General features: G+C 38.9%; 26 protein-coding genes. 11 read left to right on the top strand and 15 right to left on the bottom strand.

Features of this window, described 5'->3' with window-relative positions:
- Positions 1-2: 2 nt before the first annotated feature.
- The 3 genes from LCX93_RS08100 to LCX93_RS08110 all read right to left on the bottom strand — a co-directional run bounded on the left by LCX93_RS08100 (position 3) and on the right by LCX93_RS08110 (position 2,367).
- Complete coding sequence (locus LCX93_RS08100; protein WP_226065803.1) at positions 3-1,016, bottom strand: transporter; 1,014 nt, start codon at positions 1,014-1,016, stop codon at positions 3-5.
- Positions 1,017-1,238: 222 nt separating this feature from the next.
- Positions 1,239-1,517 (bottom strand): DUF2946 domain-containing protein, encoded by a 279-nt coding sequence (locus LCX93_RS08105; RefSeq protein ID WP_226065805.1) that lies wholly within the window; start codon positions 1,515-1,517, stop codon positions 1,239-1,241.
- Positions 1,518-1,551: 34 nt separating this feature from the next.
- The gene (locus LCX93_RS08110) at positions 1,552-2,367 is read right to left on the bottom strand and encodes a ferritin-like domain-containing protein (protein ID WP_226065807.1); all 816 of its coding nucleotides are present in this window, start codon (positions 2,365-2,367) and stop codon (positions 1,552-1,554) included.
- A 40-nt stretch (positions 2,368-2,407) separates the two neighbouring features.
- On the opposite strand from LCX93_RS08110, the gene LCX93_RS08115 reads away from it, so the two are divergent.
- Together LCX93_RS08115 and LCX93_RS08120 are read left to right on the top strand one after the other, a co-directional pair.
- Positions 2,408-3,001 (top strand): MBL fold metallo-hydrolase, encoded by a 594-nt coding sequence (locus LCX93_RS08115; RefSeq protein ID WP_226065809.1) that lies wholly within the window; start codon positions 2,408-2,410, stop codon positions 2,999-3,001.
- A gap of 9 nt (positions 3,002-3,010) precedes the next feature.
- Positions 3,011-3,610, top strand: coding sequence for a class I SAM-dependent DNA methyltransferase (locus LCX93_RS08120; protein WP_226065811.1), 600 nt, complete (start codon positions 3,011-3,013; stop codon positions 3,608-3,610).
- 2 nt (positions 3,611-3,612) lie between these two features.
- On the opposite strand, the gene LCX93_RS08125 is transcribed toward LCX93_RS08120, so the two are convergent.
- Positions 3,613-4,107 (bottom strand): PaaI family thioesterase, encoded by a 495-nt coding sequence (locus LCX93_RS08125; protein WP_226065813.1) that lies wholly within the window; start codon positions 4,105-4,107, stop codon positions 3,613-3,615.
- Positions 4,107-5,000 carry a tRNA 5-methoxyuridine(34)/uridine 5-oxyacetic acid(34) synthase CmoB gene (gene cmoB, locus LCX93_RS08130; RefSeq protein ID WP_226065823.1) on the bottom strand — a complete coding sequence of 298 codons (894 nt, stop codon included), beginning with the start codon at positions 4,998-5,000 and terminating at the stop codon, positions 4,107-4,109. Before cmoB ends, LCX93_RS08125 begins: the two co-directional genes overlap by 1 nt.
- A gap of 64 nt (positions 5,001-5,064) precedes the next feature.
- Here cmoB and LCX93_RS08135 point away from each other — a divergent pair, with 64 nt between their 5' ends.
- On the top strand, positions 5,065-5,958 hold the full coding sequence (locus LCX93_RS08135; RefSeq protein WP_226065825.1) for a cation diffusion facilitator family transporter: 894 nt from the start codon (positions 5,065-5,067) through the stop codon (positions 5,956-5,958).
- A gap of 114 nt (positions 5,959-6,072) precedes the next feature.
- On the opposite strand, the gene LCX93_RS08140 is transcribed toward LCX93_RS08135, so the two are convergent.
- Genes LCX93_RS08140 through LCX93_RS08150 form a run of 3 tightly spaced genes read right to left on the bottom strand, consistent with a single transcriptional unit; the run spans position 6,073 to position 9,060 of the window.
- Positions 6,073-7,107, bottom strand: a complete 1,035-nt coding sequence (locus tag LCX93_RS08140; protein WP_226065826.1) for a tRNA pseudouridine(13) synthase TruD — start codon at positions 7,105-7,107, stop codon at positions 6,073-6,075.
- Between the two features lie 4 nt (positions 7,108-7,111).
- Positions 7,112-8,380, bottom strand: a complete 1,269-nt coding sequence (locus LCX93_RS08145; protein ID WP_226065828.1) for a PHP domain-containing protein — start codon at positions 8,378-8,380, stop codon at positions 7,112-7,114.
- Positions 8,381-8,430: 50 nt separating this feature from the next.
- A complete protein-coding gene (locus LCX93_RS08150; RefSeq protein WP_226065830.1) occupies positions 8,431-9,060 on the bottom strand; it encodes a CDP-alcohol phosphatidyltransferase family protein in 630 nt (209 codons plus the stop codon).
- 95 nt (positions 9,061-9,155) lie between these two features.
- On the opposite strand from LCX93_RS08150, the gene LCX93_RS08155 reads away from it, so the two are divergent.
- On the top strand, positions 9,156-9,596 hold the full coding sequence (locus LCX93_RS08155) for an FAD synthase family protein (protein WP_226065832.1): 441 nt from the start codon (positions 9,156-9,158) through the stop codon (positions 9,594-9,596).
- Positions 9,597-9,625: 29 nt separating this feature from the next.
- On the opposite strand, the gene LCX93_RS08160 is transcribed toward LCX93_RS08155, so the two are convergent.
- From LCX93_RS08160 to ligA, 3 genes are read right to left on the bottom strand one after another with little or no spacing between them, the layout of a single operon-like run.
- Entirely contained in the window at positions 9,626-10,447 is an 822-nt protein-coding gene (locus tag LCX93_RS08160) for a bifunctional riboflavin kinase/FAD synthetase (RefSeq protein ID WP_226065834.1), read from the bottom strand.
- Between the two features lie 34 nt (positions 10,448-10,481).
- The gene (tlyA, locus tag LCX93_RS08165; RefSeq protein ID WP_226065836.1) at positions 10,482-11,198 is read right to left on the bottom strand and encodes a 23S rRNA (cytidine-2'-O)-methyltransferase TlyA; all 717 of its coding nucleotides are present in this window, start codon (positions 11,196-11,198) and stop codon (positions 10,482-10,484) included.
- Positions 11,195-13,147, bottom strand: a complete 1,953-nt coding sequence (gene ligA / locus LCX93_RS08170; protein ID WP_226065838.1) for an NAD-dependent DNA ligase LigA — start codon at positions 13,145-13,147, stop codon at positions 11,195-11,197. The genes tlyA and ligA overlap by 4 nt, the downstream gene beginning before the upstream one ends.
- Positions 13,148-13,507: 360 nt before the next feature.
- Between ligA and LCX93_RS08175 the strand changes: the two genes are divergently transcribed.
- A complete protein-coding gene (locus tag LCX93_RS08175) occupies positions 13,508-14,542 on the top strand; it encodes a coproporphyrinogen III oxidase (RefSeq protein WP_226065840.1) in 1,035 nt (344 codons plus the stop codon).
- Positions 14,543-14,572: 30 nt separating this feature from the next.
- On the opposite strand, the gene LCX93_RS08180 is transcribed toward LCX93_RS08175, so the two are convergent.
- Genes LCX93_RS08180 through LCX93_RS08195 form a run of 4 tightly spaced genes read right to left on the bottom strand, consistent with a single transcriptional unit; the run spans position 14,573 to position 17,605 of the window.
- Positions 14,573-15,901: an MATE family efflux transporter gene (locus tag LCX93_RS08180; RefSeq protein ID WP_226069427.1), complete on the bottom strand. Its 1,329-nt coding sequence runs from the start codon at positions 15,899-15,901 to the stop codon at positions 14,573-14,575.
- A complete protein-coding gene (locus LCX93_RS08185; RefSeq protein ID WP_226065842.1) occupies positions 15,886-16,158 on the bottom strand; it encodes a hypothetical protein in 273 nt (90 codons plus the stop codon). Before LCX93_RS08185 ends, LCX93_RS08180 begins: the two co-directional genes overlap by 16 nt.
- On the bottom strand, positions 16,155-16,403 hold the full coding sequence (locus LCX93_RS08190; RefSeq protein WP_226065844.1) for a hypothetical protein: 249 nt from the start codon (positions 16,401-16,403) through the stop codon (positions 16,155-16,157). Before LCX93_RS08190 ends, LCX93_RS08185 begins: the two co-directional genes overlap by 4 nt.
- Positions 16,400-17,605 carry an MFS transporter gene (locus LCX93_RS08195; RefSeq protein ID WP_226065846.1) on the bottom strand — a complete coding sequence of 402 codons (1,206 nt, stop codon included), beginning with the start codon at positions 17,603-17,605 and terminating at the stop codon, positions 16,400-16,402. Before LCX93_RS08195 ends, LCX93_RS08190 begins: the two co-directional genes overlap by 4 nt.
- Before the next feature lie 119 nt (positions 17,606-17,724).
- On the opposite strand from LCX93_RS08195, the gene LCX93_RS08200 reads away from it, so the two are divergent.
- The 6 genes from LCX93_RS08200 to hslU all read left to right on the top strand — a co-directional run bounded on the left by LCX93_RS08200 (position 17,725) and on the right by hslU (position 22,610).
- Entirely contained in the window at positions 17,725-18,126 is a 402-nt protein-coding gene (locus LCX93_RS08200) for a flagellar protein FlaG (RefSeq protein ID WP_226065848.1), read from the top strand.
- 163 nt (positions 18,127-18,289) lie between these two features.
- Positions 18,290-19,513 carry an argininosuccinate synthase gene (locus LCX93_RS08205; protein ID WP_193150103.1) on the top strand — a complete coding sequence of 408 codons (1,224 nt, stop codon included), beginning with the start codon at positions 18,290-18,292 and terminating at the stop codon, positions 19,511-19,513.
- Positions 19,514-19,528: 15 nt separating this feature from the next.
- The gene (locus LCX93_RS08210; RefSeq protein ID WP_193150104.1) at positions 19,529-20,266 is read left to right on the top strand and encodes a ferredoxin-thioredoxin reductase catalytic domain-containing protein; all 738 of its coding nucleotides are present in this window, start codon (positions 19,529-19,531) and stop codon (positions 20,264-20,266) included.
- Positions 20,267-20,286: 20 nt separating this feature from the next.
- On the top strand, positions 20,287-20,733 hold the full coding sequence (gene rplI, locus LCX93_RS08215; protein WP_226065854.1) for a 50S ribosomal protein L9: 447 nt from the start codon (positions 20,287-20,289) through the stop codon (positions 20,731-20,733).
- Between the two features lie 6 nt (positions 20,734-20,739).
- Positions 20,740-21,285 carry an ATP-dependent protease subunit HslV gene (gene hslV / locus LCX93_RS08220; RefSeq protein WP_226065855.1) on the top strand — a complete coding sequence of 182 codons (546 nt, stop codon included), beginning with the start codon at positions 20,740-20,742 and terminating at the stop codon, positions 21,283-21,285.
- Positions 21,282-22,610, top strand: coding sequence for an ATP-dependent protease ATPase subunit HslU (gene hslU, locus LCX93_RS08225; protein WP_226065856.1), 1,329 nt, complete (start codon positions 21,282-21,284; stop codon positions 22,608-22,610). Before hslV ends, hslU begins: the two co-directional genes overlap by 4 nt.
- Positions 22,611-22,653 lie beyond the last annotated feature (43 nt).

The following is a 22,653-nucleotide window of genomic DNA, read 5'->3' on the forward strand; positions in this document are numbered from 1 at the left end:
CTTTAAAAGCTTTTTCCAAACCCTATACTTGATTTGTAGTTTATATCATTCTGTATTCCGTTAAAATTCTGATAAATCGGTTTTGAAAATGTCATAAAAAACGAGTAACCGCTGTGCATGGCGACCTGTGTTCCTAGTGTTGCAAAAACAACATGATGTCCTGTGTTGTAAGCAGTCTCCCCACCAAAATCATCTTTATACGCTTTTTCTCCGTTGAGTTCAGCAAAAAGCGATACAGAGTAGCCAAAATCTTCTTTTTCATCTGCTCTGCAAAGCCTCTGATTATGTTGGTGCGCAAAAAGTTTGTATGAAAATGCTGCATTGTAGGTAAAAATATCCCCCAATTGACTCTCATCGACACCTTTTGTATTTTTTTTGTACAGAATGTTTGCATGCAAAGAGAAAGTGTCAAAATCTTTTGTCAAAGCAACTCCCGCAAAAAAGTCCCATGAGCCGCTTCCTGCCTGCAAATCCGCTTCGAGGAGTTCTCCTGCATCTGCTATATCAGTTTTGCCTGTTGGTGCTTTTATTCCGGCTAAAAGAGCAACTTTGAACTCTTTGTCATACACTTTATACTGTAAAATTGTAGAAATATCGCCTATACCCTGAGCATTACCATGCGGATGTACTGCATACGAACCATTATCTGCTTCACCTGCACGAATATTTACACGCAAAACATAGGGAAGTTGCATACTGAGTGTCAATCTGTCTGTGAGCCCGTAAGAGAGTGAGAGAGAATAGGAATCTATTGCATCAATATTGTGCAAATGACTTGAACCGTTTTGCATCGCTGCTATTATGGTTTGGTCAGAGAGTGTGTTGTTTTGGACACGCTCAGCATTTATACCAATGGAGTAGTTTCCTTTTTGCATTGTATTTGCAGAAAGTGTATACGCGGCACTTGAGCCACCCATTCCCAAGACATGCGAAGAGTTGCATGCCCATAAAGGCGTTATAGCAGCTGATGCTGCCAGCGATAGTATTTGTAATTTTTTGAAGAGTTTTTTTTGCATAAGTATCCTTATTAATAATTAAAAATTTTGAAAAAGTTGTTTTTGAAAATTAAGGGCAGCTTCAACGGCATTAAGTCCGGTACTTTCTATGCTAAAGCATGACTTAGAAAAAAACTAATTTTCTTTCTGTAGTGCGAACGAGAGTGGCAAAAAGCTACAACAGTCGACACTAAAGTACCGATTCCGAAGTGTTTTGGAAGCAATCCTGATGGATAAATGCCCTTAAGAATAACTTGGGGGAGCTCTGGGATTGAGAGGAGTGTAAATTTCATTTATATATATAAAAAAAGTAGAAATGGGCACAAAACAGAGTGTTTGTTCAAGTGTAGGAAGATAGATCGGTTCTCTTTGAATATCACCATCAAAGATATTGGATGAGATACTGCATATCTGACAATCTTCATGTACTTCTAGGTCACTGTGGTGATGAAAAACCGCCATAAGTGTCGCAAGTACAAAAAGAGCGGCAAAGTATTTTCTGAGAATCTTTCTTATTATCATTTTTGAATTATAACATATTTTTTATATCAAAAAATCAGCACACCTCTTTTTTTGCCATAATATTAAGTTCATTACATGTAAAGCCTGCCGCTTTTCTTGCCTCTAGATTTAAATTTTTAGGACGTAAAAATCCTTGCGGGTAATATTTGTCTATAATTTCAAAATAGACCTCTTTGTTTACACCCTCTTTTTCACAGGCATACGCAAACCAGACATCGCCCTTTTTTACATGCGAAACCTCTTCATCAAGGATTACATGTAAAGTATGTGTAATTTTTTCAAGCATGGCATTTTTTGGCATTCTCTGGATTTTTTGCAGTATCATAGGTGTTGCATCCAAGCCGTTGGCTTCGAGATAACGGGGAACTACTGCCATACGCTCTAATAAAGTCTGCGTTCTCTGACTTGCTTCAAAAAGAGCGTTATGCACTTCCACATCGCCATATTTGCTGCCAAGTTCGTGCAACAGTTTTTCAAGCAGTAAAAAATGGCGTATCTCATCATTTGCAACTTCCAGCCAGTCATCATAATATTTTTTTGGCATATTGGTAAATCTGTATGCCCCGTCAAGTGCCAGATCTATGGCAGAGTATTCTATGTGTGCTATGGCATGCAGCAGATTTACCTGCCCCTCTTTTGTTGTGAGGTTTGTTCTTTTGGGAACATCCTGAGGCGGTACTATCTTACATGTAAGGCTGTATGAAGGTTCTGTAAACTCTTTTGGTTTGTAATCTGTTTCAAAAACAGCTCTCCCCGCTTTGTAATGCGCATAAAAATCATTAAATTTACTGATTTTTTCTTTGGGTGATTTTTCCTGTAAAATTAACTCTAATTCTTTATAAAAATTCATACTGCAATAATGCTATAATAACACTAAAAAAGAGATTATAATGCAGATAAAAAAACAGCCTATGGGACCGTATCAGACAAATTGTTATATTGCTACAGTTGATGGCAAAGATTTTATAATTGACCCGGGTGTCGGTGCCACACAATGGGTTTTGGACAATGTCACAAATCCTGTAGCCATATTAAATACACACGGACATTTCGACCATGTATGGAGCAATGCAGAGCTTCAGGAGAAACTCGGCATCAAACTCTATACACCAAAAGGTGATATTCCTCTGCTGCAAGACAATACATGGATGCCGGATCTGCCGCCATCTACTCCTGATGTAGCTATTGAGGGAGATGAAGAGCTTGATTTTGGCGGTACAAAAGTAAAGTTTACCCATTTTCCCGGACACTGTCCGGGGTGTTCCACTATTGAAATAGGGCATGCAATGTTCAGCGGTGATTTTATTTTTCAAAGAAGCATCGGCAGAACGGATTTTCCTTACTCCAGCCCTGAAGATATGAAAAAATCTTTAGAAAAATTCAAGCAGATTCCTTATGACAAAACTGTCTATCCGGGGCACGGGGAGAATACTTCAATCAAACAGGAACAGCAGTACGCAGACTACTGGATCAACCAACTCTAAAGGAAACAAATGCAAGATCATTTTAAAGAAAAAGCACAAAACTGGGACAGCGGTGACATACGTGTCAATGGCGCAAAAACAATTGCTGATGCTATAGAAAAAGAGATACCGCTGAGTAAAGATATGGAAATACTGGACTTTGGTGTGGGAACAGGACTGCTTGGTTTTAGCATTGCTCCCAAAGTAAAACAGGTTTACGGTGTGGACACCTCGGCAAAAATGCTCGAAAAACTCCAGGAAAAAAATACGCCGCAACTGGAGATAAAAGCCTATCATCAAAATATTATCAAAGAACCGCTCAAACAGCAGTTTGACGGACTTATCAGCTCAATGACACTGCACCATGTAGAAGATCTGGATGCTTTTTTTGCAACAATATACAAAAATATTAAAAAAGGCGGCTTTATTGCCATTGCTGATTTGGAAAGTGAAGACGGAAGCTTTCACTCCGACAATACTGGTGTGCACCATTTTGGATTCGATGCACAAACACTGCGCGACATCGTCCAAAAACACGGATTTGCAGATGTAAAAATACAAAATATAAATACAATCAAAAAACCCCATAAAGATTTTGGAATATTTTTACTTACCGCCAAAAAACACTAGAGTCAGGACTCTGGTGTTCCGCTCTTTTGCTCTTCCTCATCCAGCAGTTTGAGTTTTAAAACATGTTTGTCTGTTATAACAGTTTTAAATTCCCCTTCAAAAACTTTTATATCCAGAACAAAAGCCTGTACATGTACATTTCTTTTGCGCCCTTCTTTATGTCTTACTTTTGCAACAACATCAACAACATCATGCAGTTTTACAGGAGAGAGAAACTGGCAGTCACTCGCCACCAAAACAACATTTCGCTCGTTGACTGCGAGCATAGCCGCATAATCAGCAGCACCAAAAATAAAACCGCCATGAATCAATCCGACCTCATCAGCAAGCATATCAGGAATAGTCTCAAGACTCAGTTCCACATATCCCTCTTCCATCTTTATCACTTCACCGCAAAGATTTTGATTGACCTTTTCATGTGTTTGAATCATCACTTCATTTTCTGTATTTCTATACTCTTCAAGTTCCAATTCATCATCAAGCTGTTCATTTTTCATTATTTTTTATCCTTCATCAGTTTTACATAGACTCTTTGCGGCGCAGGATAGCCTTCTACTGTTTTTGTATTATCCTCAGGATCAAGAAAGTCTTCCAGAGACTGTCCTTCTATCCACTCTGTTTTACGCTGTTCATCAGCATCTGTAACAGATGTTTGCAATACTTCAAATCCATCAAATCCGGCACGCAGACACCAGTTTTTCAATGCTTTTATCGTCGGTACAAAATAGATGTTGGGTATTTTAGAATAGGAAGACTCAGGACAGAGTGCCATCTCCTCATTTCCATCTATATAAAATGTATCTAAAATCACTTCGCCTTTTTTGTCCAATCCCTTATAGAGTGATTTAAGCATGGCAACAGGATCACTTCTGTGGTACAAAACACCCAAACAAAAAATCATATCAAATTTTTCGTCATATATCGGCAGATGTTCAACACCCAAAAGTTCATACACTATGTCACTTTTTACAAAATGATTGATGAAATCGAACTGTGTTTTATAGAGTGGTGAAGGATCAAAACCGACTAAAAGTTTTGGTTCGTCTTCTTGCATCCGAAACATATAGTACCCGTTGTTACAGCCTATATCGGCAACTCTTTTGTTTTTTAAATCAAAATAGGGTCTGAGCAGATTGTATTTTATATTGCTTTTCCACTCACTGTCTATAAATGTTTCACCGATTTGAAAGGGTCCTTTGCGCCAGGGCATCAGCATTTTTGCCGTTTCATACACTTTTTTTTCATCACAGGCACCGCTGATATTTACAACATCTCCAAGCGTAACATTACATGTAACTGCCTCAAGGCTCTCAATCGCTTCTCTCAGTGGCGCAATGTTTTTCCACTGCATCCATTTTTGTCTCTCTTGTCTTAATTCTTCTAAGTTCATTTTATGCTTTTTATAGTTAAATTTAAGTACAATTATATCTAATTTATAAGAATTAAGGATTTTTATGCGATTAGAAAAGAAAGCGACCGTTGTTTCAAGCAGTGTGGCTACTGTATTGATACTGCTCAAGCTCACTGTCGGAATATTAAGCGGGTCTATCGCCGTTTTGGCATCTGCCATTGATTCTCTACTCGATTTAACGGTTTCACTCTTTAACTATTTTGCGCTTCACAATGCAGAAAAACACCCGGATGACAAATTTCACTTTGGACGGGCAAAACTTGAACCGCTTGCGGCTGTCATAGAAGGAACAATAATTTCGCTCTCGGCTCTTTTTATCCTGTATGAAGCAATTTCTAAAATAGTGCACCCAAAAGCAATGCAGCACATGAATGAGAGTATCACTGTGATGGTGGCATCTTTTATCATCACAGGTTTTTTAGTCCTCTTTTTGTCATATGTGGCAAAAAAAACAGGAAACATGGTCATAAAAGCCGATGCGCTGCACTACAAAACAGACATATTTTCAAACGGTGCTGTTCTTTTTGCGCTTGTAGCCATCCAGTATACAGGAGAGTATCTTATAGATCCCATTTTGGGTATTGCCATTGCATTTTATATGATTTACTCTGCCATTCCTATAGTAAAAGAAGGGGTTTTAATGCTTCTTGATGTTGCCCTGCCAAAAGAAGATATCGAAAAAATAGAAGAAATTTTGAAAAATGAAAAAGAGATTACAGCCTACCATTACCTACAGACACGTGAAGCAGGTTCGCATATCTTTATCTCTTACCATCTTGTCTTTAATGTGAGCATATCACTTTACGATGCCCATCTCATATCAGACAGGATTGAAGCAAAAATAAAAGGACTTTTTCCAGATAAAAAAGTCCATATTTTAACGCACATGGACCCGTATGATGATTCAGACATCAATGAAGAAGAGGAAGAGTGGTAAAAAACTAAATTTTTTTTGCAACCTAGGTCTTAGTCTTTAAAGACACAAAGCCCGTACTGAAGTACGGGTTCCGAAAAAGTTACTTAACTTAACGGCTTCCTCGGAATCGGTACTTTAGTACCGACTGCTGTAACTCTCTTTTTGCTTCACTGCTTTTGCCTTAAAGTTTTTGTTTGCTATATTTTCCAAAAAGACTGTGGCATAGGAACCTTTTGGCAGTGTAAAAGCAATGTTTAAGATGTCAAAATGATTCTTGTAAGAAAATGTAATATCTTGAGGATAGACCAAAACCGCGCGGCGCAGACCTTTGTCATATAAAAATTCATCATCATATTTTGCTTCTATTTCTCTTGCCTCACCTCTGGCTCTATACACATTGCGTCCTGGCAAAAGTCCTGTCGGCACTACTTTTTTTGCTTGGAAATCTTTTTGAGGAGTACTTTTTGGTGTAAACAATTTCTCTTCATCTGAAAGATAGACATCTCCCTCCAAAAGCATAAACTTTCCGTCGTTTTTTTCTCTGCTTAAAAGCACTCTCTCTTTCAACCAGTCATTGAAATAAAGACTCTGATATATTGAGATAAGAAACTTTTTCAACTTTGCATCGTTTACATGTAAGTCTCCTGCTATCATGGCACGTGCCTGTTCTATGGAATCTTCATCCCGTCCAAATCTTTGGTATCCAAAATAGTTGGGCAAGCCGTTTTTTTCACTTTTTCTAGCCAGCTTTTCAATGCGTCCTGCTTCAATCTGCGAAACACCAAAGAGATTGATGCTAAAACGGTTTCCCGCCAGATCACCCATCCGTATGGAGTGGGTATGGCGTGTCACAGTAAGTATTTTTATATGAGGATGTCTAAACTTTTTAAGCTGTTTTTCATACTTCGCCTCAACAGAAATATACTGTGTCGTTGTTGCATGTTTGTCTTTAAGTCCTGCGTAGCCTATTTTTTCAGCAGGTATGTTGAGAAATTCAGCAAATGCCGCTATCATATCCCAGGTTGTGAGTTCTACTTTCTTTACATGTAATATGGCAAAATTACCATTGCCTTTAAACGATAAAGGAATTTCATCTACTATAAAGTCTTCTTTGTTTTGTTCAAATTTAAAATGTATGGTTTCTTTGTTTTCTAAATATTCTCTGTTCAAATCTCTACTTCTTTTTTATGCTAATTGTATCTAAAAAAAATGCATTTGTATGATTTTTTAATTTAAACTGTACCGCATCAATTTTTTTTTGAAAACTTGTACCATTTATCAATTGGTCCATATAAAGTTTCGCCAATCTGCTTTTTAAACTGTTATGCTTTGGATAATACTCTTTGATTAAGAAATAAACATACTGTGCCAGTTCATCTTTTCCTATAAACTGATGCTCATTGTTTTCTCTTTTATAAACAGCACAGGTAAGCCCTTTTTTGATTGCATGGGTAATGTTTTCGGCAGACCTTTCTTTTGCAAATACAATGCTAAAACGCTCTCCCACTTCATGATCGCTGTCATGCGCATCCGAATTGGCAAACGGTGCAAGATACTTGTGTTTGTTTCTTATTTGAAGCGCAGTCAGGTGTGTCATGTTGTTATACTCTTTGATTTTTTCCTCTCCGAAAACCTCAACACCGTCAAGGTGGGAACTTTTAAGCATCTCTTTGTAAAAAGCCTGGTGAAGATGATACTTTCCGTCTCTGTATACCCAGTTTGGATGCGCCAGTATGGATGCGCCATGTGCCTCTTTTATCTTTTGGATAACCCAAATGTTTTTTGCATAATGAAGAAGGTCAATAGTTTTATCTATATCCTCTTTTTGCAGTTCCTCTACAATCTCCTGCAGCTCTTGTTCATACTTTTTACTGTTTTTTCTCTGTTCTTCTATGGATCTGTTTGCATTGATAGAAAGTATATGTCCGTTTCCCTGGGCAATAGACATATCTTTTGTCCCGCCGACACTCACTTCCTCACCGGACAGTACCAGAATGTCTATATTGTTCTGTTTTACTTTTTCTATCGCCTCAAGAGAGCCTTCGTAACTGTCATGGTCAGTAATGCTCACAAAATCCATCCCTGCCTGCAAAGAAGCCAAAGCCATTGCAAAAGGTGTTGTTTTGCCATCAGAATAAACAGAATGCATATGCAAATCACCCTTGAAAGGTCTTAACTGTATCATCTCTTTGTCAACGCAGTAAAGACAAACAGACTTAGACTCTTTATAGGTAAAATTGACTTTTACAATAAACTCTCCAAGATAGTTCATAGTGTATGTAAATACAATATGAGTGTTTTGTACAGTATAGTCTATCTTGTCTTTATGATAATAATCTCCTCGTGAGAGGACTTCTACAGATTCAATATTACTCGTATTTTTAAGAGTAATTTTGTAAGCGGTATTTTCATTTTCCACCACTACATTTGGTGTTATCTTCATTAATTTTCCTGTTTGTTTTTATAGTTTCTCGTTGGATATTCTGTACCTGCTTATCTCAGAAAAAATCCGTATACAGCTGATATTCCAAGCGTATACATACCTAACAGATAGACATTTCTCAGATTTCCTGAAAGTTTTGGTGTTTTAATCTCTGATACATTCAGTATAGCAAGAGATACCCCGCTTATATATAAAACAGCAGAAAAAACCTCATGACTAAAAAAACCTTCAAACAAAAAAATGAAAACCAAAATAAGACTGTTGTTATCCAATGCAAGTCCTGTATATTTTGTTCCCCCGGCAAGTCCGTATGTACTGAAATAGCTGAGTCGTATGGCAGCCGCACTTATCATTAAAAATGCACCTATAAGGTATACAGGTTCAAAATGTCCATAACTCAAAAGCAATACAGCAGGCGTTACACCGTAGCTTACAATGTCTATCAAAATATCCAACTGCCCTCCGAATTTCGCATCTGTGGACGTTCTTCCTTTAAGCTTTCTGGCTACCAAACCATCCGCCCAGTCAAAAGCAACAGCCCAGACCATACCAATCATGGCCGCATAATAAAGACCGGTGATACTAAAATAGATGGCTAATAGTGTACAGGCTAGGCCTGAAAGCGATAAAAGGTTGGGAATATCTCTCACATAAGAGAGAATCGTTGGTTGTTTGGTCATAAATTGAATCCTTATCAAATTTTTGCTGAATACTAAGCATATTTATGCTATTATATCTGAAATATCTTAATTTTATTACAAAAGGAAACAAAATAATGATTATATATACTGTCGGAACTTTTGATTTATTACATGTGGGGCATCTGGCCTTATTAGAATACTGTAAAACACTGGGAGATACACTTGTAGTCGGTGTTGCATCTGATCAGGTTGTAAACTCTTACAAACCAAATGTTCCTGTTGTTCCTTTAGCCCAACGTATGGAGATGCTCAAAGCACTCAAATGTGTTGATGATGTAAGAGCCTATCATGAACTTGAATATGTTTCAGCCTGTGAAGAGGTAAATGCAGATATTTTTGTCATTGGAGAAGACTGGGGCGATCAACCGCATAATATTGCAGTAGAGGAATACCTCAAATCAAAAGACAGAAAAATAGTACAGGTCAGTTATAATCCACAGACTTCTTCTACAAAAATCAAGCAAAATGTTATTGCCCAACTGCACAAGGGAAAATACATGGCGCATATACTGTAGCACTATAAAAGTTACAATAAAACTGATACTTACAATTCCAATCTTTTTAGCATCTGATTTGCAATCGTTATATCTTTTTTAATTGCCTCTTTTAAATTCTCCAAAGAGTCAAACTTCTCATTGTTTCGTATAAAATCCACAAAACTTATTTCAGCTTTTTCTTTACATGTAACCGTACCGTCAAGTATGTGTGTCTCTACTGCAAAACTGCCGTCTGTTGTTATACGGTGCCCTATAAAACTCACAGAAGGGTGAAAATGTTCTTCATCATCAATGCGGGTAAGCGTTGCATACACCCCCTCTTTTGGCAGCAAAAAGCCCTTCACGCTCAGATTGATTGTCGGAACAAGTTCCCGTGAGCCCAGACCCTGCCCGTCAACTCTTTTACCTACAATCGTATAATTATGTCCGAGAAAATCATTGGCACCTTTTATATCACCTATTTGGAGTTTTGCCCGTATTTTATGTGAATGTACCGAGTCGTTATTGTGTTTTACCTCTTCTACCACAACTACATCTCCTTTAAATAATTGTTTTAAATCTTCATAGGAATATTTTCTGTCTTTGCCAAAATGAAAATCATATCCCACAACTATTTTTTTTAATTTTGGAAACTTTCTTTGTAAGAAGCCAATAAAACCCGCTCCGTCCAAATGCCGTATATCATCAAGCTTTAGGTAAACAATACGATGCTTTGTATAGCGTTGTCTAAATCCGTCAGGTGTCAGGTTGGCATACCCTGTTTCTATAACAACAATCGTACCATTTTCATCAAGTTCTTTAAAAAGTGCCTGATGTCCGACGTGCATACCGTCAAATCCGCCTATGGCAATTGATGTGCTTTTTCTCATGCTTGCACCTTCATTTTTTTCTTGTCTTTCAGCATTATAATCTATCTTTTTTAAAGTAATAACAATACTCTAAATTTCCCTCTTTTCCCGCAAGTTTTGAGGGGGATTTTTTCACCAACTGCCAGTTTTTCAAACGGCAGGCATCTTCAAACTTTTGCATGGCCCGCTCTATTGCTTTTTTATCCTGTACGACGCCGTTTTTGTCACGCTTTGCCTCTCGCCCTACTTCAAACTGTGGTTTAAAAAGCAAAATAATATCACCCGAGGCGAGCCTGTCAACATCATTTAAAATATAAAGTAAAGAGATGAAGGCAACATCACTGACAATCAGTTCAAAGGGTTCGTCCACCTCAAATCGGCGAATATCACAGCCCTCATAAACACTGACACGGGCATCTTTACGTAAAGAATCGTGTAACTGGTCTCGTCCCACATCGACGCAACTAACCGTTTGAACGCCGCGTTCTAGCAATACTTGAGTAAAACCACCCGTAGACGAACCTATGTCCAAGGCTGTTTTATCCTTTACATGTAAACCCGTTTCATCCAAAAAATACGCAAGCTTCAAAGCAGCACGGGAAACATAGCTTTTATGATCCGCTACCTCCACCCTGTCATCTTCTTCTATGCCAAAGGCCGGCTTTTTGACAGTTTTGCTGTTTACAAGCACCAGTCCGTTTTTTATCATAGCCTGTGCTTTGTTGCGACTTTCACTCAGGCTGTTTTTTACAAGGTAGTTATCCAGTCTCACGCCAACATCTCTCTCATCTCTTCTTCGCTAAGTGTTTTAACACCCAGACTGACAGCCTTGTCATACTTGCTGCCGGCATCTTCGCCATAAATGAGATAGTCTGTTTTCTTACTCACACTGCCGCTCACTTTTGCGCCCAGTGCTTCAAGCCTCTCTTTTATAAGCGGTCGCGGTTCGCTCATCGTTCCTGTCAAAACAACTGTTTTGCCCTTAAAGGGATTTTCCTGTGCTTCTGCTCTTTTTTTCGGCGGTACGGGTTGTAAAATCTCTTGAAGTTTGACAACCGTCTCTTCGTTCACGCGCATAAATTCCAAGTAACTCTGCGCCATCTCTTCACCTATACCGTCAATAGCGACAAGCTGTTCCTGCGTTACATGTAAATACTCCAACCCAAAGGCTTCGGCTATCATTTTTGAGGCAACTTCTCCGATGTGCTCAATCCCAAGAGCATTGATAAAACGCCACAGTTCACACCCTTTTGCACTCTCTATGGCACTGAGCAGGTTTTTTGCCTTTTTCTCTTTAAAGCCTTCAAGCTGCAAGAGTTTTTCCATAGTCAAGTCAAACAGATCAAGCACACTTCTGACAAGTCCGGCATTAAAAAGCTGTTCAACTATTTTACTGCCCAGACCGTCAATATTTAAGCATTGTTTTGATGCAAAATAGATAATGGAGTTGACAACCCGTGCTTCACATGTAAGATTCTGGCACTTTATAAGCACATCTTCTTGCAGGAGTTCGCTCCCACACACAGGACAGTGTGTCGGACGCTCAACTTTTTTTTCACTTCCATCACGTTCCTGTGTCAATACTTTGACGATTTTAGGAATAACATCCCCGCTTCGCAAAATTATCACCTTATCGCCTATACGAATATCCATACGCTCTATCTCATCAAAATTATGCAAAGTTGCCCGTTCAACAACCGCCCCTTCGATTTCTGTCGGTTCTACAATTGCTACAGGAGTAACAACGCCCGTGCGTCCGACCTGCAGTATAATATCTTTGACCCGTGTAATCTTTTCAACCGCAGGAAATTTATAGGCAACGGCCCAACGCGGTACTTTTACCGTATAGCCCATATCTATCTGCGCTGCTATCTCGTTTACCTTTACAACCATACCGTCAAGCATCATAGGGTAACTCTCACGCTCCTCTTTCATACGCTCATACATCGCTTCTATCTCATCATAGCCCTTGGTAACGGCACGAAGTGGTGGCTCACGAAAACCAAGTTCATAAATATAAGCCATTTTATCACTCAAAAGTTTGTGAGGAAGACTGTTTACACCTACACCATAGGGTAGAAAAACAAGATTTCTTTTTGCTGTTATACTTGGATCAAGCTGTCGAAGGCTTCCCGCTGCAGCATTTCGCGGATTGGCAAAAGGCGGTTCTCCTTTTTTAAGACGTTCTTTGTTGATTTTGTCAAATTCATCTTTAAAAATCACCACTTCACCGCGAATTTCTATAAGCTCTTTATGCTCAATACTCAAAGGAACCGTACGAATTGTTTTTACATTTTGCGTAATCAACTCGCCGACTGTTCCGTCTCCTCTTGTAATACCTTTTTGAAGCTCTCCGTTTTCATAAATAAGATTCAGCGAAGCACCATCATACTTTGGCTCACAGTAAAAGGTCACATTTTTGTCAAGTCTGTAGGTTTTTTCCAGCCACTTTTGCAACTCCTGTGCATTAAAAATATCTTCTAATGACCACATCCGAGAGAGATGTTTTGCTTTGACAAACCCCTCGCTCACAACATCCCCTACCCTTTGCGTAGGAGAATCTTTTAAAACATCTTCAGGATGTGCCGCTTCATATTCCTCGACCTCCTTGTAAAGCCTGTCATACACCTCATCCGTCATAATAGGATCATCCAAAACATAATAATGATATGCCCACAAATTTAATTTTTCTACTGCCTGTTTATACTCTTGTTTATTCATACTGAAATATTATCTTAAACTTGCTAAAATTATGAAAAACAGAGAGTAATTCAAAATTTTATTCAATTTTTTTACAGTCCAGATTGGAATTGACAAGAAAGTTGAAACAGCCGGCACTGAAGTACCGGTTCCAATAGTGCTATTAAATTAAGCAGCTTTTTCGGAACCCGTACTTCAGTGCGGGCTGTGTGTCTTTAAAGACTAATGCCTAGGTTTCAAGAAAACATCAAGTTTTTTTCTTAACTTAATGGAACCGGTACTTCAGTGCGGGCTGTATGCTTTTTAAGATTAAGACCCTGCTTTCAAAAAACTTGAATAAAATTTTGAATTACTCTCTGACAAATACAGAGGATTGATACAATGGCAATGAATATGACAAACTCAAAAGAAGCACAACAGGCATACAAACAGCTCACTGCCCTGCAACAAAGATTTGTGAACAAACTCGATGCTCTTTCAGAAATTTTTGGAGAAAATAAAAAGTTCCAAGAAGTCATCTGGTTGCGAGACGAAGGAAAGCACGGCGGCGGCAGTAGATTTGAGGCAAGAGACAAACAGATTTTCAATACCGCAAGTGTGAATGTTTCCCAGGTGCATTATGATGACATGCCGGAAAAAAATCTCAAAAGTGCCACAGCCATTTCAACCATCATTCACCCAAACAATCCGCATGTTCCCTCTGTGCATATTCACATCAGTCTGACAGAGTTGCGTAATGCACCCTCGTATTGGCGAATTATGGCTGATTTGAATCCTGCTGTTGCCAATGAAGAGGATAAAACTGCATTTGACAAAGCCTTGCAAAACTTAGGGGGCAAAAACTACACAACAGGCGCAGAACAAGGCGACAAATATTTTACAATTCCCGCCCTGCAACGCACACGCGGCATCTCCCATTTTTACCTTGAAAACTACAAAACAGACAACAAACAAGCCGACGTAGATTTTGCAAAAAACTTTGGAGAGGGCATTATAGACACTTACATCAACATCATAACAAATGCTCTGCAGACAAGAACAGAAATCTCAAAAGAGGCACTCCAGCAGCAACTTGACTACCACACTCTCTATCTTTTTCAGGTCTTGACACTTGACAGAGGCACAACTTCGGGACTGCTCATCCACGACCAAAATGACATCGGCATAATGGGCTCACTCCCTTTACATGTAAACAAAGCACTCTTGCTCTCTTGGAAAAACAAAATGCAAAAACCCCAGGATGAACTGGTACAAAACATTGCAGATACCATAGCCGACAACGGAGTCATCGACACACTCACAAAAGAAAAACTCGCCAAAACAGTACGCGCACATTACAAAAAATACCCCCAGGCACTCAGCATGCAAGCCAGCGGAAACACAATCCCAAATACTGTTGGGAACCATAAAAACTAATATATTGCCAATAAAACATCCCAAATAAATTTATACTTTGGTATAGAGCCACTCTTTTTTAGAGTACAAATACGAATAGATGATGCCTTTTATCAAGGTCTCAACATTCATAATTATAAAAACAACGACAACTCCATAGCCCATATGATAGGCTATATAGGAAGGAATCACACGAAAAAGCCATAAAGAAGAGACATTGACTTTGAGTGTGGTTTTTGTGGCACCGGCACCCCGAAGTGCTGCGGAATAAACAAACATAATTGCAAGCGGAATCTGTGCCAAACCTACCAGTATCAGATACTTTGAGGCAACTGCAATTGTCAGAGCGTCTTTTGTAAAAAAACTGACAAGAAACTCAGGAAAAAGTATCATAATCAGCCCGACACTTCCCATGAACACATAAGCAATCCGCCCTGAAATTATCCCCATATTATAGGCTTTTTCAAAATCTTTTTTGCCAATATTTTGCCCGACCAGCGCCATTGCGGCGATAGCAAAACCAAAACCGGGCATAAAGGCGATTCCTTCAACGCGGAGGCCTACCTGATAGCCTGCAAGTTCTGCCGTTCCATACGCAGTGATGATGGAGACAAAAACCAAAAAACTCATGCTCGATATACCACGGTCAAGCGCCGCACTCCAACCGACTTTGAGGACTCTTTTTATATCCTGCGTGCGAATAATCGGTACAAAATCAAGACTCGAATTCATCTTTTTTATAAGAATATAGTAGGCAACAACATTAAACATATACGAAATGACCGTTGCAATGGCCGCCCCTTCTATGCCCATTGCTTCAAATCCGAAATGCCCAAATATCAATACATAGTTCATAAAAGCATTCATAGCAGCAGAGGAGAGCTTGATATAAAAAGAGCTTTTTGTATCTCCTGCGGCACTCAGAGCATTGTAAAGCAGATTATCCAAAAATATCACGACAATGCCGAGTGATAAAACTTTAAAGTAGATACTGCCTTGCTCTACAACGGCAGGTGTTGCCCCCATCCAGCTGTAAAAATGCGTGCTGCCGAAATAGCCCCCAATCGTTACAAAAAAAGCTAAAATTACAGCAAGAATGACAAGCGAAAAGAGAAGTGCCGACGCTCTGTTTTTTCTGCCCTGCCCGATAAATCGCGATATAAGCGCATTGCCGCCTATGACATACAGCGTCATCAACACATTGATTATCATCATAAACTGCATACTCATACCGACAGCTGCAAGTGCCGCAACACTCACGGTTCCCACCATCAGCATATCTATAAGCACCTGTAAAATATCTACAAGGTGTTTGAGCGCTGCAGGAAAGGCAAGGGAGAGAACTTTTTTAGTATCCGGTGAAATTATTTTTGAAAAAATTGTGCTACCTCTTGCATCGTTTCTATCAGTGCCTCTTTTGTAGAAAATTCCAAAACTTTTGTATTTCTGATATTTTCACCCGGCGGTGTATAATCAAATACCAGCACATAGTTTATGAGTTTTACCTTATCACCGTACAAATCAAACCATTCCAAACTCATTTCGGCAATTTCACCCTGCATATCAATGACGACTGCCCCATACAGACGTGTCAAATTCTCCAAACTGATGTCACCCTCTTTTGATTTGTAAATCATTCTTCTCCCTTGTCTAAACTTTTTTTCATGGTACCGTTTTTCATTTTCAGATATGCCAAAAATCCGAATATCGTGCCTGTTACAATAAAACCTGCACCAATCACATCCTCTTTTTGCACTGCCATTATTATCCAGCAGATATCAGCAAATAGATAGACAATCACTGCCTGATAAATCTTTCCTTTATAGGTAAGATACGCGCCGATATTTAACGCTAAGCCGCCAAGTATTGCAAAACTCATCATGAAATCTCTTCTATTTTTTGACTTTTAAGTACATATTTATAGTAAATAGCGCCAACAAAAAAACCGCTGCCAATTATAGCCGTAATTGCCTCTAAAGAAAATGAATGTGCTGCCAAAAAGCCAATCATATACGAAGTAAAAGCTGCCGAAGACAAAAACAGCATGTCATTATAGGCAACAATCCGTCCATAGTATTTTTTTTCTATATTTTTTTGCAAAAGCGTATAACTGTAAGACCATAAAGTCGTTGTAAAAAAACCGACAAGCACGCTCGCTGCCAAAGAAAGATAAAAATTATGCATCAAAAAAGCCCATATCCAGACAGCTGTTCCCTGGGCTATAAATACATAGACAAGCCTTGTATTGTTAATCCATTTTCCAATATATACCGGACCGATGACAAGACCTACGGCTCGTGCAGAATGCAGTAGTCCAAGAGCCAGTGAAGCCGCGATAAAAGAGGCATAATACTCATCGACCATCAAGGCCACCAAAGCATCAAACGCAGTCAGTCCGACAAAAGAGTGAATAATCATCAGATGAAGAGCTTTTGGTGTTCTTTTGAGATAAACAAAAGTCTCCTGCATCATTCTAAAAATATTTTCTTCAATTTTGAGTATTTCTATTTTAATTTCTGTATAAAAGAGCAGCCAAAAAGCTATAAAAAACATCAATCCGTCAAGCAAAAAGGCCGTTTTTATACCAAACCAATAGACCACAAAACCGCTTACTGCCATTCCCAGTGTATATGAAAACGACCAGATAATAGAGTGCAGTTCATTAGCACGCTGCAGTTTGTTCCCATGCAGGATTTTTGGCAGAAGCGACATCTCTGTCGTAAAATAGAATGAAGCTGCCGCCATTTTAAAAAATATCAGTACATACAAAAGTAACAAGTCCGATACCTCTGTCACAAATATCAAAGAAACAGTGGCGACTATTTCAACTGTTATAAGCAGCAGCATCAGTTTTTTCGGATTCATCCTGTCTATAACAGGACCCGAAAACGGAGCCTGTAAAACACCGGCAAAAAAATTCAGCATTGCTACAAAACCAACAACAGAGGCGGATACATGTAACTCAATGAGCAGAGTATAAATAGCAACATTGGAAAACCAGGCTCCAAAATAAGAAATCAGCTGAATTGTCGAAAGCTGTCTTAATACTTTCTCTTCTTTGAGTAATTTTATATATTCTTTCATAAATGCAAGATTATCATAAATTTTTTAGGATAAACAAAAAAAATTCAAATATTTTCTAAAGTAATTAAACTATTAGTCGATTTTGTCATTAACAATTATACTTTTAAGAGGAGTAGGTCATGGATGGCATTGCAAATGTTGCAAGACAGCAACAGTCACAGGTAGGTTCGGCAGAAATACAGGGAAAATCACAAAATCAGGCACAGCAGGTACAGCAGACAGCACAGACAAGAACAAAACAGGCTGATGTTATCAAAGAAACACAAAATTCTGCAGCTGACAATGTAAAAAACACAAACTCTCAAAAAGATGTTGAAAATCTGGTACAGGAGCTCAATGATGCACTTTCTCCACTCAATACAAGTATAAAATTTGGAGTAGACAAAAATGACATCTTTTATGTAGCGGCGATAGACACAAAAACAAATACCATTATTCGAAGATTTCCTGCAGAACAGGCACATGATTTTCTTCCAAAAATGCAAGAGGTCAGCGGAATTTTATTTGATTCTAAAGGGTAAAGTGTACTTCACAAAGTACTGCATTTACTCTTGAACCCTCTTTACATGTAAACACACCTTTACTAAGTTTTATTAAAACAAACAAATACAAAATTCATAAGCAACTTCTCACCTATTTTTCGTTATAATCGCGGTAATTATTTTATTATCAAAGGTTTTTTACATGAAAAAAAGTGTTAAAAAAGTTGTTTTGGCATACTCTGGCGGACTCGATACCAGTGTTATACTCAAATGGCTACAAGACGAATACAAATGCGAAGTTGTTACTTTTACAGCAGATTTAGGACAAGGTGAAGAACTTGAACCTGCACGCGCTAAAGCACTTGAACTTGGCATCAAACCTGAGAATATTTTTATTGATGATTTACGCGAAGAGTTTGTAAGAGATTTTGTTTTCCCGATGTTTCGTGCCAATGCTATTTATGAGGGAGAATATCTTTTAGGGACATCCATTGCCCGTCCTTTGATTGCAAAACGTCAGGCAGAAATTGCAAAAATCACCGGTGCCGACGGTGTAGCTCATGGGGCAACAGGAAAAGGAAACGATCAGGTCCGTTTTGAAATGGGTTATCTGGGTCAAGATTCAACACTGACCATCATCGCTCCTTGGCGTGAATGGGACTTGAATTCTCGTGAAAAACTTTTGGCCTATGCGGCGGAGCATGGTATTCAGATTGAGAAAAAAGGAAAAAAATCTCCCTACTCAATGGATGCAAACCTCTTGCATATCTCTTATGAAGGCGGGATTTTGGAAGACCCTGCAGCAGAACCGGAAGAGTCAATGTGGCTGTGGACAACTTCACCACAAAAAGCACCAGATACTCCCGAATATATAGAGATTGAGTACAAGAACGGTGACCCGATTGCACTCAACGGAGAAAAACTCTCACCGGCCACAATGCTACAGACACTCAACGAATATGGAAACAAGCATGGAATTGGTCGTGTTGACATCGTTGAAAACCGTTTTGTCGGTATGAAAGCCCGTGGATGTTATGAAACTCCAGGCGGAACGATTATGCTCAAAGCACACCGGGCAATAGAATCCATCACCCTTGACCGTGAAGCAGCACATCTTAAAGATGAGATGATGCCTCGTTATGCAAAACTCATTTACAACGGTTTTTGGTTTGCGCCTGAGCGTGAAATGCTTCAAGCTGCCATCGATCAAACACAAAAATGGGTAGAAGGCACAGTACGATTAAAGCTCTACAAAGGAAATGTTACAGTTGTGGGAAGAAATTCTGATGTCTCCCTTTTCAACCCTGAATATTCCACTTTTGAAGAAGATGAAGTTTACAACCAAAAAGATGCAGAAGGTTTTATAAAACTCAACGCATTGCGTTTTATCATTGAAGGTAAAGCTAGAAACAAATTTAAAAAATAACTAAAGGAACGATAGATGAGTATAATAAAAATTGATATGAATTCACCGGAATTTCAGGCGGAACTTGAAAAAACAATCAAATTTACAGACAAGGTCAATGCACAGTTCGGTTGGGTCTACAACCCGCAAGAAGAAGTGAACGAAGGCGTACAGATGGGCCTTGCACGAAACAAAATGATGTACAAAAAAAGATTTTGCCCCTGTTTTATGGTTGAAGAAGTTGATGGCAAGCCAAGAAGTGTTGATGACAGGATCTGTCCTTGTAAACCTGCAATTGAAAAAGAGATTCCGGAGGGTGGAGTATGTCACTGTGGAATTTTCTGTACTCCTGAATTTGCTGAGAAAAAGCGTATTGAACTCGGTATGGAAGAGGCTGCACACAGTCACTCAAGAGGACTGACAAAAGAAGAGTGCGAAATACTTGTTAACAAAGACGAACTTGACGGGGATGAGCTTGTATCCCTTTTAGAAGCACGTGATTTGAAAATGGTTGATTTTAAGCTTGTAGATGTACGTGAGTACATGGAATGGCAGATGGGACACATTAAAGGTGCGGACAAACTGGTACCGACAAGTTCATTTTTTCAAACATGGGAAGAAACAAACTACGGCAAAAATGAAAACATCATACTCTACTGCCATGTAGGAAGCCGTTCTGCGCATGTTGCAAGAATTCTTACAGACAACGGTTATACAAAAATCGGAAACTTAACAAATGGTATTGTTGCCTATCCGGGTGAAATAGAAAGATAAAATAAAACTAGGAATAATCTATGAAAGTATTATTAATTAAAGATGTAAAAAGTTTAGGAAAAGCCGGTGAAGTCAAAGAGGTCAAACCGGGTTATGGTCAAAACTTTTTAATTAAAAAAGGTTTTGCCAAACCTGCAACACCTGAAATTATTGCTGAACATGAGGCAGAAATCAAAAGAAAAGAAGAAGAAGAAAAAGCTGAAATAGCAAGACTCAAACAGATTGCTCAAAAACTTGATAAACTCGAAGTTATCATTACTAAAAAAGTAGGTAACAACGGACACCTTTTCGGCGCTATAACCAAAGAAGAAGTTGCCAATGCACTCAAAGAACAGCATGGCATAGAGATAGACAAAAAAGCCATTACAGACAAAACAGCGATTAAAACAATCGGGGAACATGATTTGGATTTGAAACTCGGTCACGGTATTCATGCTAAGTTACATGTAGATGTGCAGGGAGAGTAAGAATTAATGTTTGATGCTACTACCATACTGGCCTACAAAGGTGAAAACAAAGCCGTTATCGGCGGTGACGGTCAAGTTACCTTTGGAGACAGCGTTTTAAAAGGCAATGCAACAAAAATCCGCAGACTCCATCATGGTAAAATCCTTGCAGGATTTGCCGGAAGTACTGCTGATGCTTTTAATCTGTTTGATATGTTTGAAGAATTTTTAGAAAATAAAAAAGGAGATTTACTCAAATCTGTTGTTGAGTTTTCTAAGGCTTGGAGAAAAGACAAAGTGCTGCGTCGTCTTGAGGCTATGATGATCGTTTTGAACAACGAGCACATATTTATTTTGACAGGAAACGGCGATGTGGTTGAGCCCGAAGACGGACAAATTGCTTCTATAGGAAGCGGGGGCAACTTTGCCATTTCGGCTGCACGTGCATTAAAAAAGCACGCTTCATTGGACGAAGAGGAACTTGTCAAAGAGTCTTTACATGTAGCGGCAGATCTTTGTATATACACCAATCATAATATCAAAACATTGATACTAGATGGAGAAAAAGAGTGAATTTAACACCAAAAGAAATTGTAGAATATCTAGACAACTATGTCATTGCTCAAAAAGATGCAAAAAAAACCATTGCACTTGCTCTGCGAACGCGCTACAGACGTATGCAACTTGATGATGAGCTTAAAAATGAAATCACTCCGAAAAATATTTTGATGATAGGTTCAACTGGTGTTGGAAAAACTGAAATTTCCAGACGTTTAGCCAAAATGATGAAAGTGCCTTTTATTAAAGTTGAGGCAAGTAAATATACAGAAGTGGGGTTTGTCGGTCGTGATGTAGAATCTATGATTCGTGATCTGGTTGTAAATGCTATCAGTATTGTCAAAGCGGAACAAGAAGAAGCAAACAAAGACAAAATAGAAAACTACATCATCAATAAAATCACAGAAAAACTGCTCCCTCCCCTTCCTGCCGGTGCGAGTGAAAGCAAAAAAGATGATTATCAACGCCTCTTAGAAGCTATGGAAAAACGTATAGAATCCGGTGAAATGGATGATAAAGTCATAGAACTTGAAATAGAAAAACTCAATATCGAATTTAATGATACAAATTTGCCGCCGGAAATGGCGAAAGTGCAAGAGAGTTTTTCCAAAGTCTTTGCCACGATTAACAAAGAAGACAACAAAAAAGAGGTAACAGTTAAAGATGCCAAAATGCTCCTTCGTCAAGAAGCGACCAACAAACTTCTTGACATGACAAGAGTAAACGCAGAGGCATTGAGACGGGCAGAAAACGGAGGGATTATTTTTCTTGATGAGATAGATAAAATTGCACTCAGTGAAAAAAGTCAGGGACGCAATGATCCTTCAAAAGAAGGAGTCCAGAGAGACCTCCTGCCTATTGTAGAAGGAAGCAGTGTTTCAACAAAATACGGAACGATCAATACCGACCATATTCTCTTCATTGCAGCCGGTGCTTTTCATGTAAGCAAACCAAGTGATTTGATTCCCGAACTGCAAGGAAGATTTCCTTTACGTGTTGAGCTCGAAGCATTGACAGAAGAAACACTCTATCAAATTTTAACAAGAACACAAAACTCTCTACTCAAACAGTATCAGGCTCTCTTGTCCGTTGAAGGTATGGAATTGATATTTGAAGATGAAGCGGTAAGAGCTATCGCAAAACTTGCACACCGTGCCAATGAAACGGCTGAAGATATCGGTGCAAGACGCCTGCACACTGTGTTGGAGCGGATACTTGAAGATATAAGTTTCAATGCAGATGAGTATAAAGGCAAAGAGTTTGTCGTCACAGCAAAACTTGTGCATGAAAAACTCGATAACGCCGTAGAAGATGAAGACTTATCAAGATATATACTATAATAGTCCCGTAAAGGAACAAAGTCCCTTTACTCCGCTTGCGCCG

Source organism: Sulfurimonas sp. SWIR-19, assembly GCF_020410885.1.
In the GTDB taxonomy this organism is placed as follows: domain Bacteria; phylum Campylobacterota; class Campylobacteria; order Campylobacterales; family Sulfurimonadaceae; genus Sulfurimonas; species Sulfurimonas sediminis.

Bases quoted from the DNA above. Each gene is read 5' to 3' on its own strand.
- LCX93_RS08115 (WP_226065809.1), top strand. From the start codon at position 2,408: ATGCAGATAAAAAAACAGCCTATGGGACCGTATCAGACAAATTGTTAT.
- LCX93_RS08125 (WP_226065813.1), bottom strand. From the start codon at position 4,107: ATGAAAAATGAACAGCTTGATGATGAATTGGAACTTGAAGAGTATAGA.
- LCX93_RS08195 (WP_226065846.1), bottom strand. From the start codon at position 17,605: ATGAAAGAATATATAAAATTACTCAAAGAAGAGAAAGTATTAAGACAG.
- LCX93_RS08105 (WP_226065805.1), bottom strand. From the start codon at position 1,517: ATGATAATAAGAAAGATTCTCAGAAAATACTTTGCCGCTCTTTTTGTA.
- LCX93_RS08145 (WP_226065828.1), bottom strand. From the start codon at position 8,380: ATGAAGATAACACCAAATGTAGTGGTGGAAAATGAAAATACCGCTTAC.
- LCX93_RS08190 (WP_226065844.1), bottom strand. From the start codon at position 16,403: ATGATGAGTTTTGCAATACTTGGCGGCTTAGCGTTAAATATCGGCGCG.
- LCX93_RS08120 (WP_226065811.1), top strand. From the start codon at position 3,011: ATGCAAGATCATTTTAAAGAAAAAGCACAAAACTGGGACAGCGGTGAC.
- LCX93_RS08160 (WP_226065834.1), bottom strand. From the start codon at position 10,447: ATGAGAAAAAGCACATCAATTGCCATAGGCGGATTTGACGGTATGCAC.
- LCX93_RS08150 (WP_226065830.1), bottom strand. From the start codon at position 9,060: ATGACCAAACAACCAACGATTCTCTCTTATGTGAGAGATATTCCCAAC.
- hslV (WP_226065855.1), top strand. From the start codon at position 20,740: ATGTTTGATGCTACTACCATACTGGCCTACAAAGGTGAAAACAAAGCC.
- LCX93_RS08175 (WP_226065840.1), top strand. From the start codon at position 13,508: ATGGCAATGAATATGACAAACTCAAAAGAAGCACAACAGGCATACAAA.
- LCX93_RS08155 (WP_226065832.1), top strand. From the start codon at position 9,156: ATGATTATATATACTGTCGGAACTTTTGATTTATTACATGTGGGGCAT.
- LCX93_RS08210 (WP_193150104.1), top strand. From the start codon at position 19,529: ATGAGTATAATAAAAATTGATATGAATTCACCGGAATTTCAGGCGGAA.
- cmoB (WP_226065823.1), bottom strand. From the start codon at position 5,000: ATGAACTTAGAAGAATTAAGACAAGAGAGACAAAAATGGATGCAGTGG.
- LCX93_RS08205 (WP_193150103.1), top strand. From the start codon at position 18,290: ATGAAAAAAAGTGTTAAAAAAGTTGTTTTGGCATACTCTGGCGGACTC.
- LCX93_RS08110 (WP_226065807.1), bottom strand. From the start codon at position 2,367: ATGAATTTTTATAAAGAATTAGAGTTAATTTTACAGGAAAAATCACCC.
- LCX93_RS08185 (WP_226065842.1), bottom strand. From the start codon at position 16,158: ATGATTTACAAATCAAAAGAGGGTGACATCAGTTTGGAGAATTTGACA.
- LCX93_RS08135 (WP_226065825.1), top strand. From the start codon at position 5,065: ATGCGATTAGAAAAGAAAGCGACCGTTGTTTCAAGCAGTGTGGCTACT.
- ligA (WP_226065838.1), bottom strand. From the start codon at position 13,147: ATGAATAAACAAGAGTATAAACAGGCAGTAGAAAAATTAAATTTGTGG.
- LCX93_RS08100 (WP_226065803.1), bottom strand. From the start codon at position 1,016: ATGCAAAAAAAACTCTTCAAAAAATTACAAATACTATCGCTGGCAGCA.
- rplI (WP_226065854.1), top strand. From the start codon at position 20,287: ATGAAAGTATTATTAATTAAAGATGTAAAAAGTTTAGGAAAAGCCGGT.
- LCX93_RS08200 (WP_226065848.1), top strand. From the start codon at position 17,725: ATGGATGGCATTGCAAATGTTGCAAGACAGCAACAGTCACAGGTAGGT.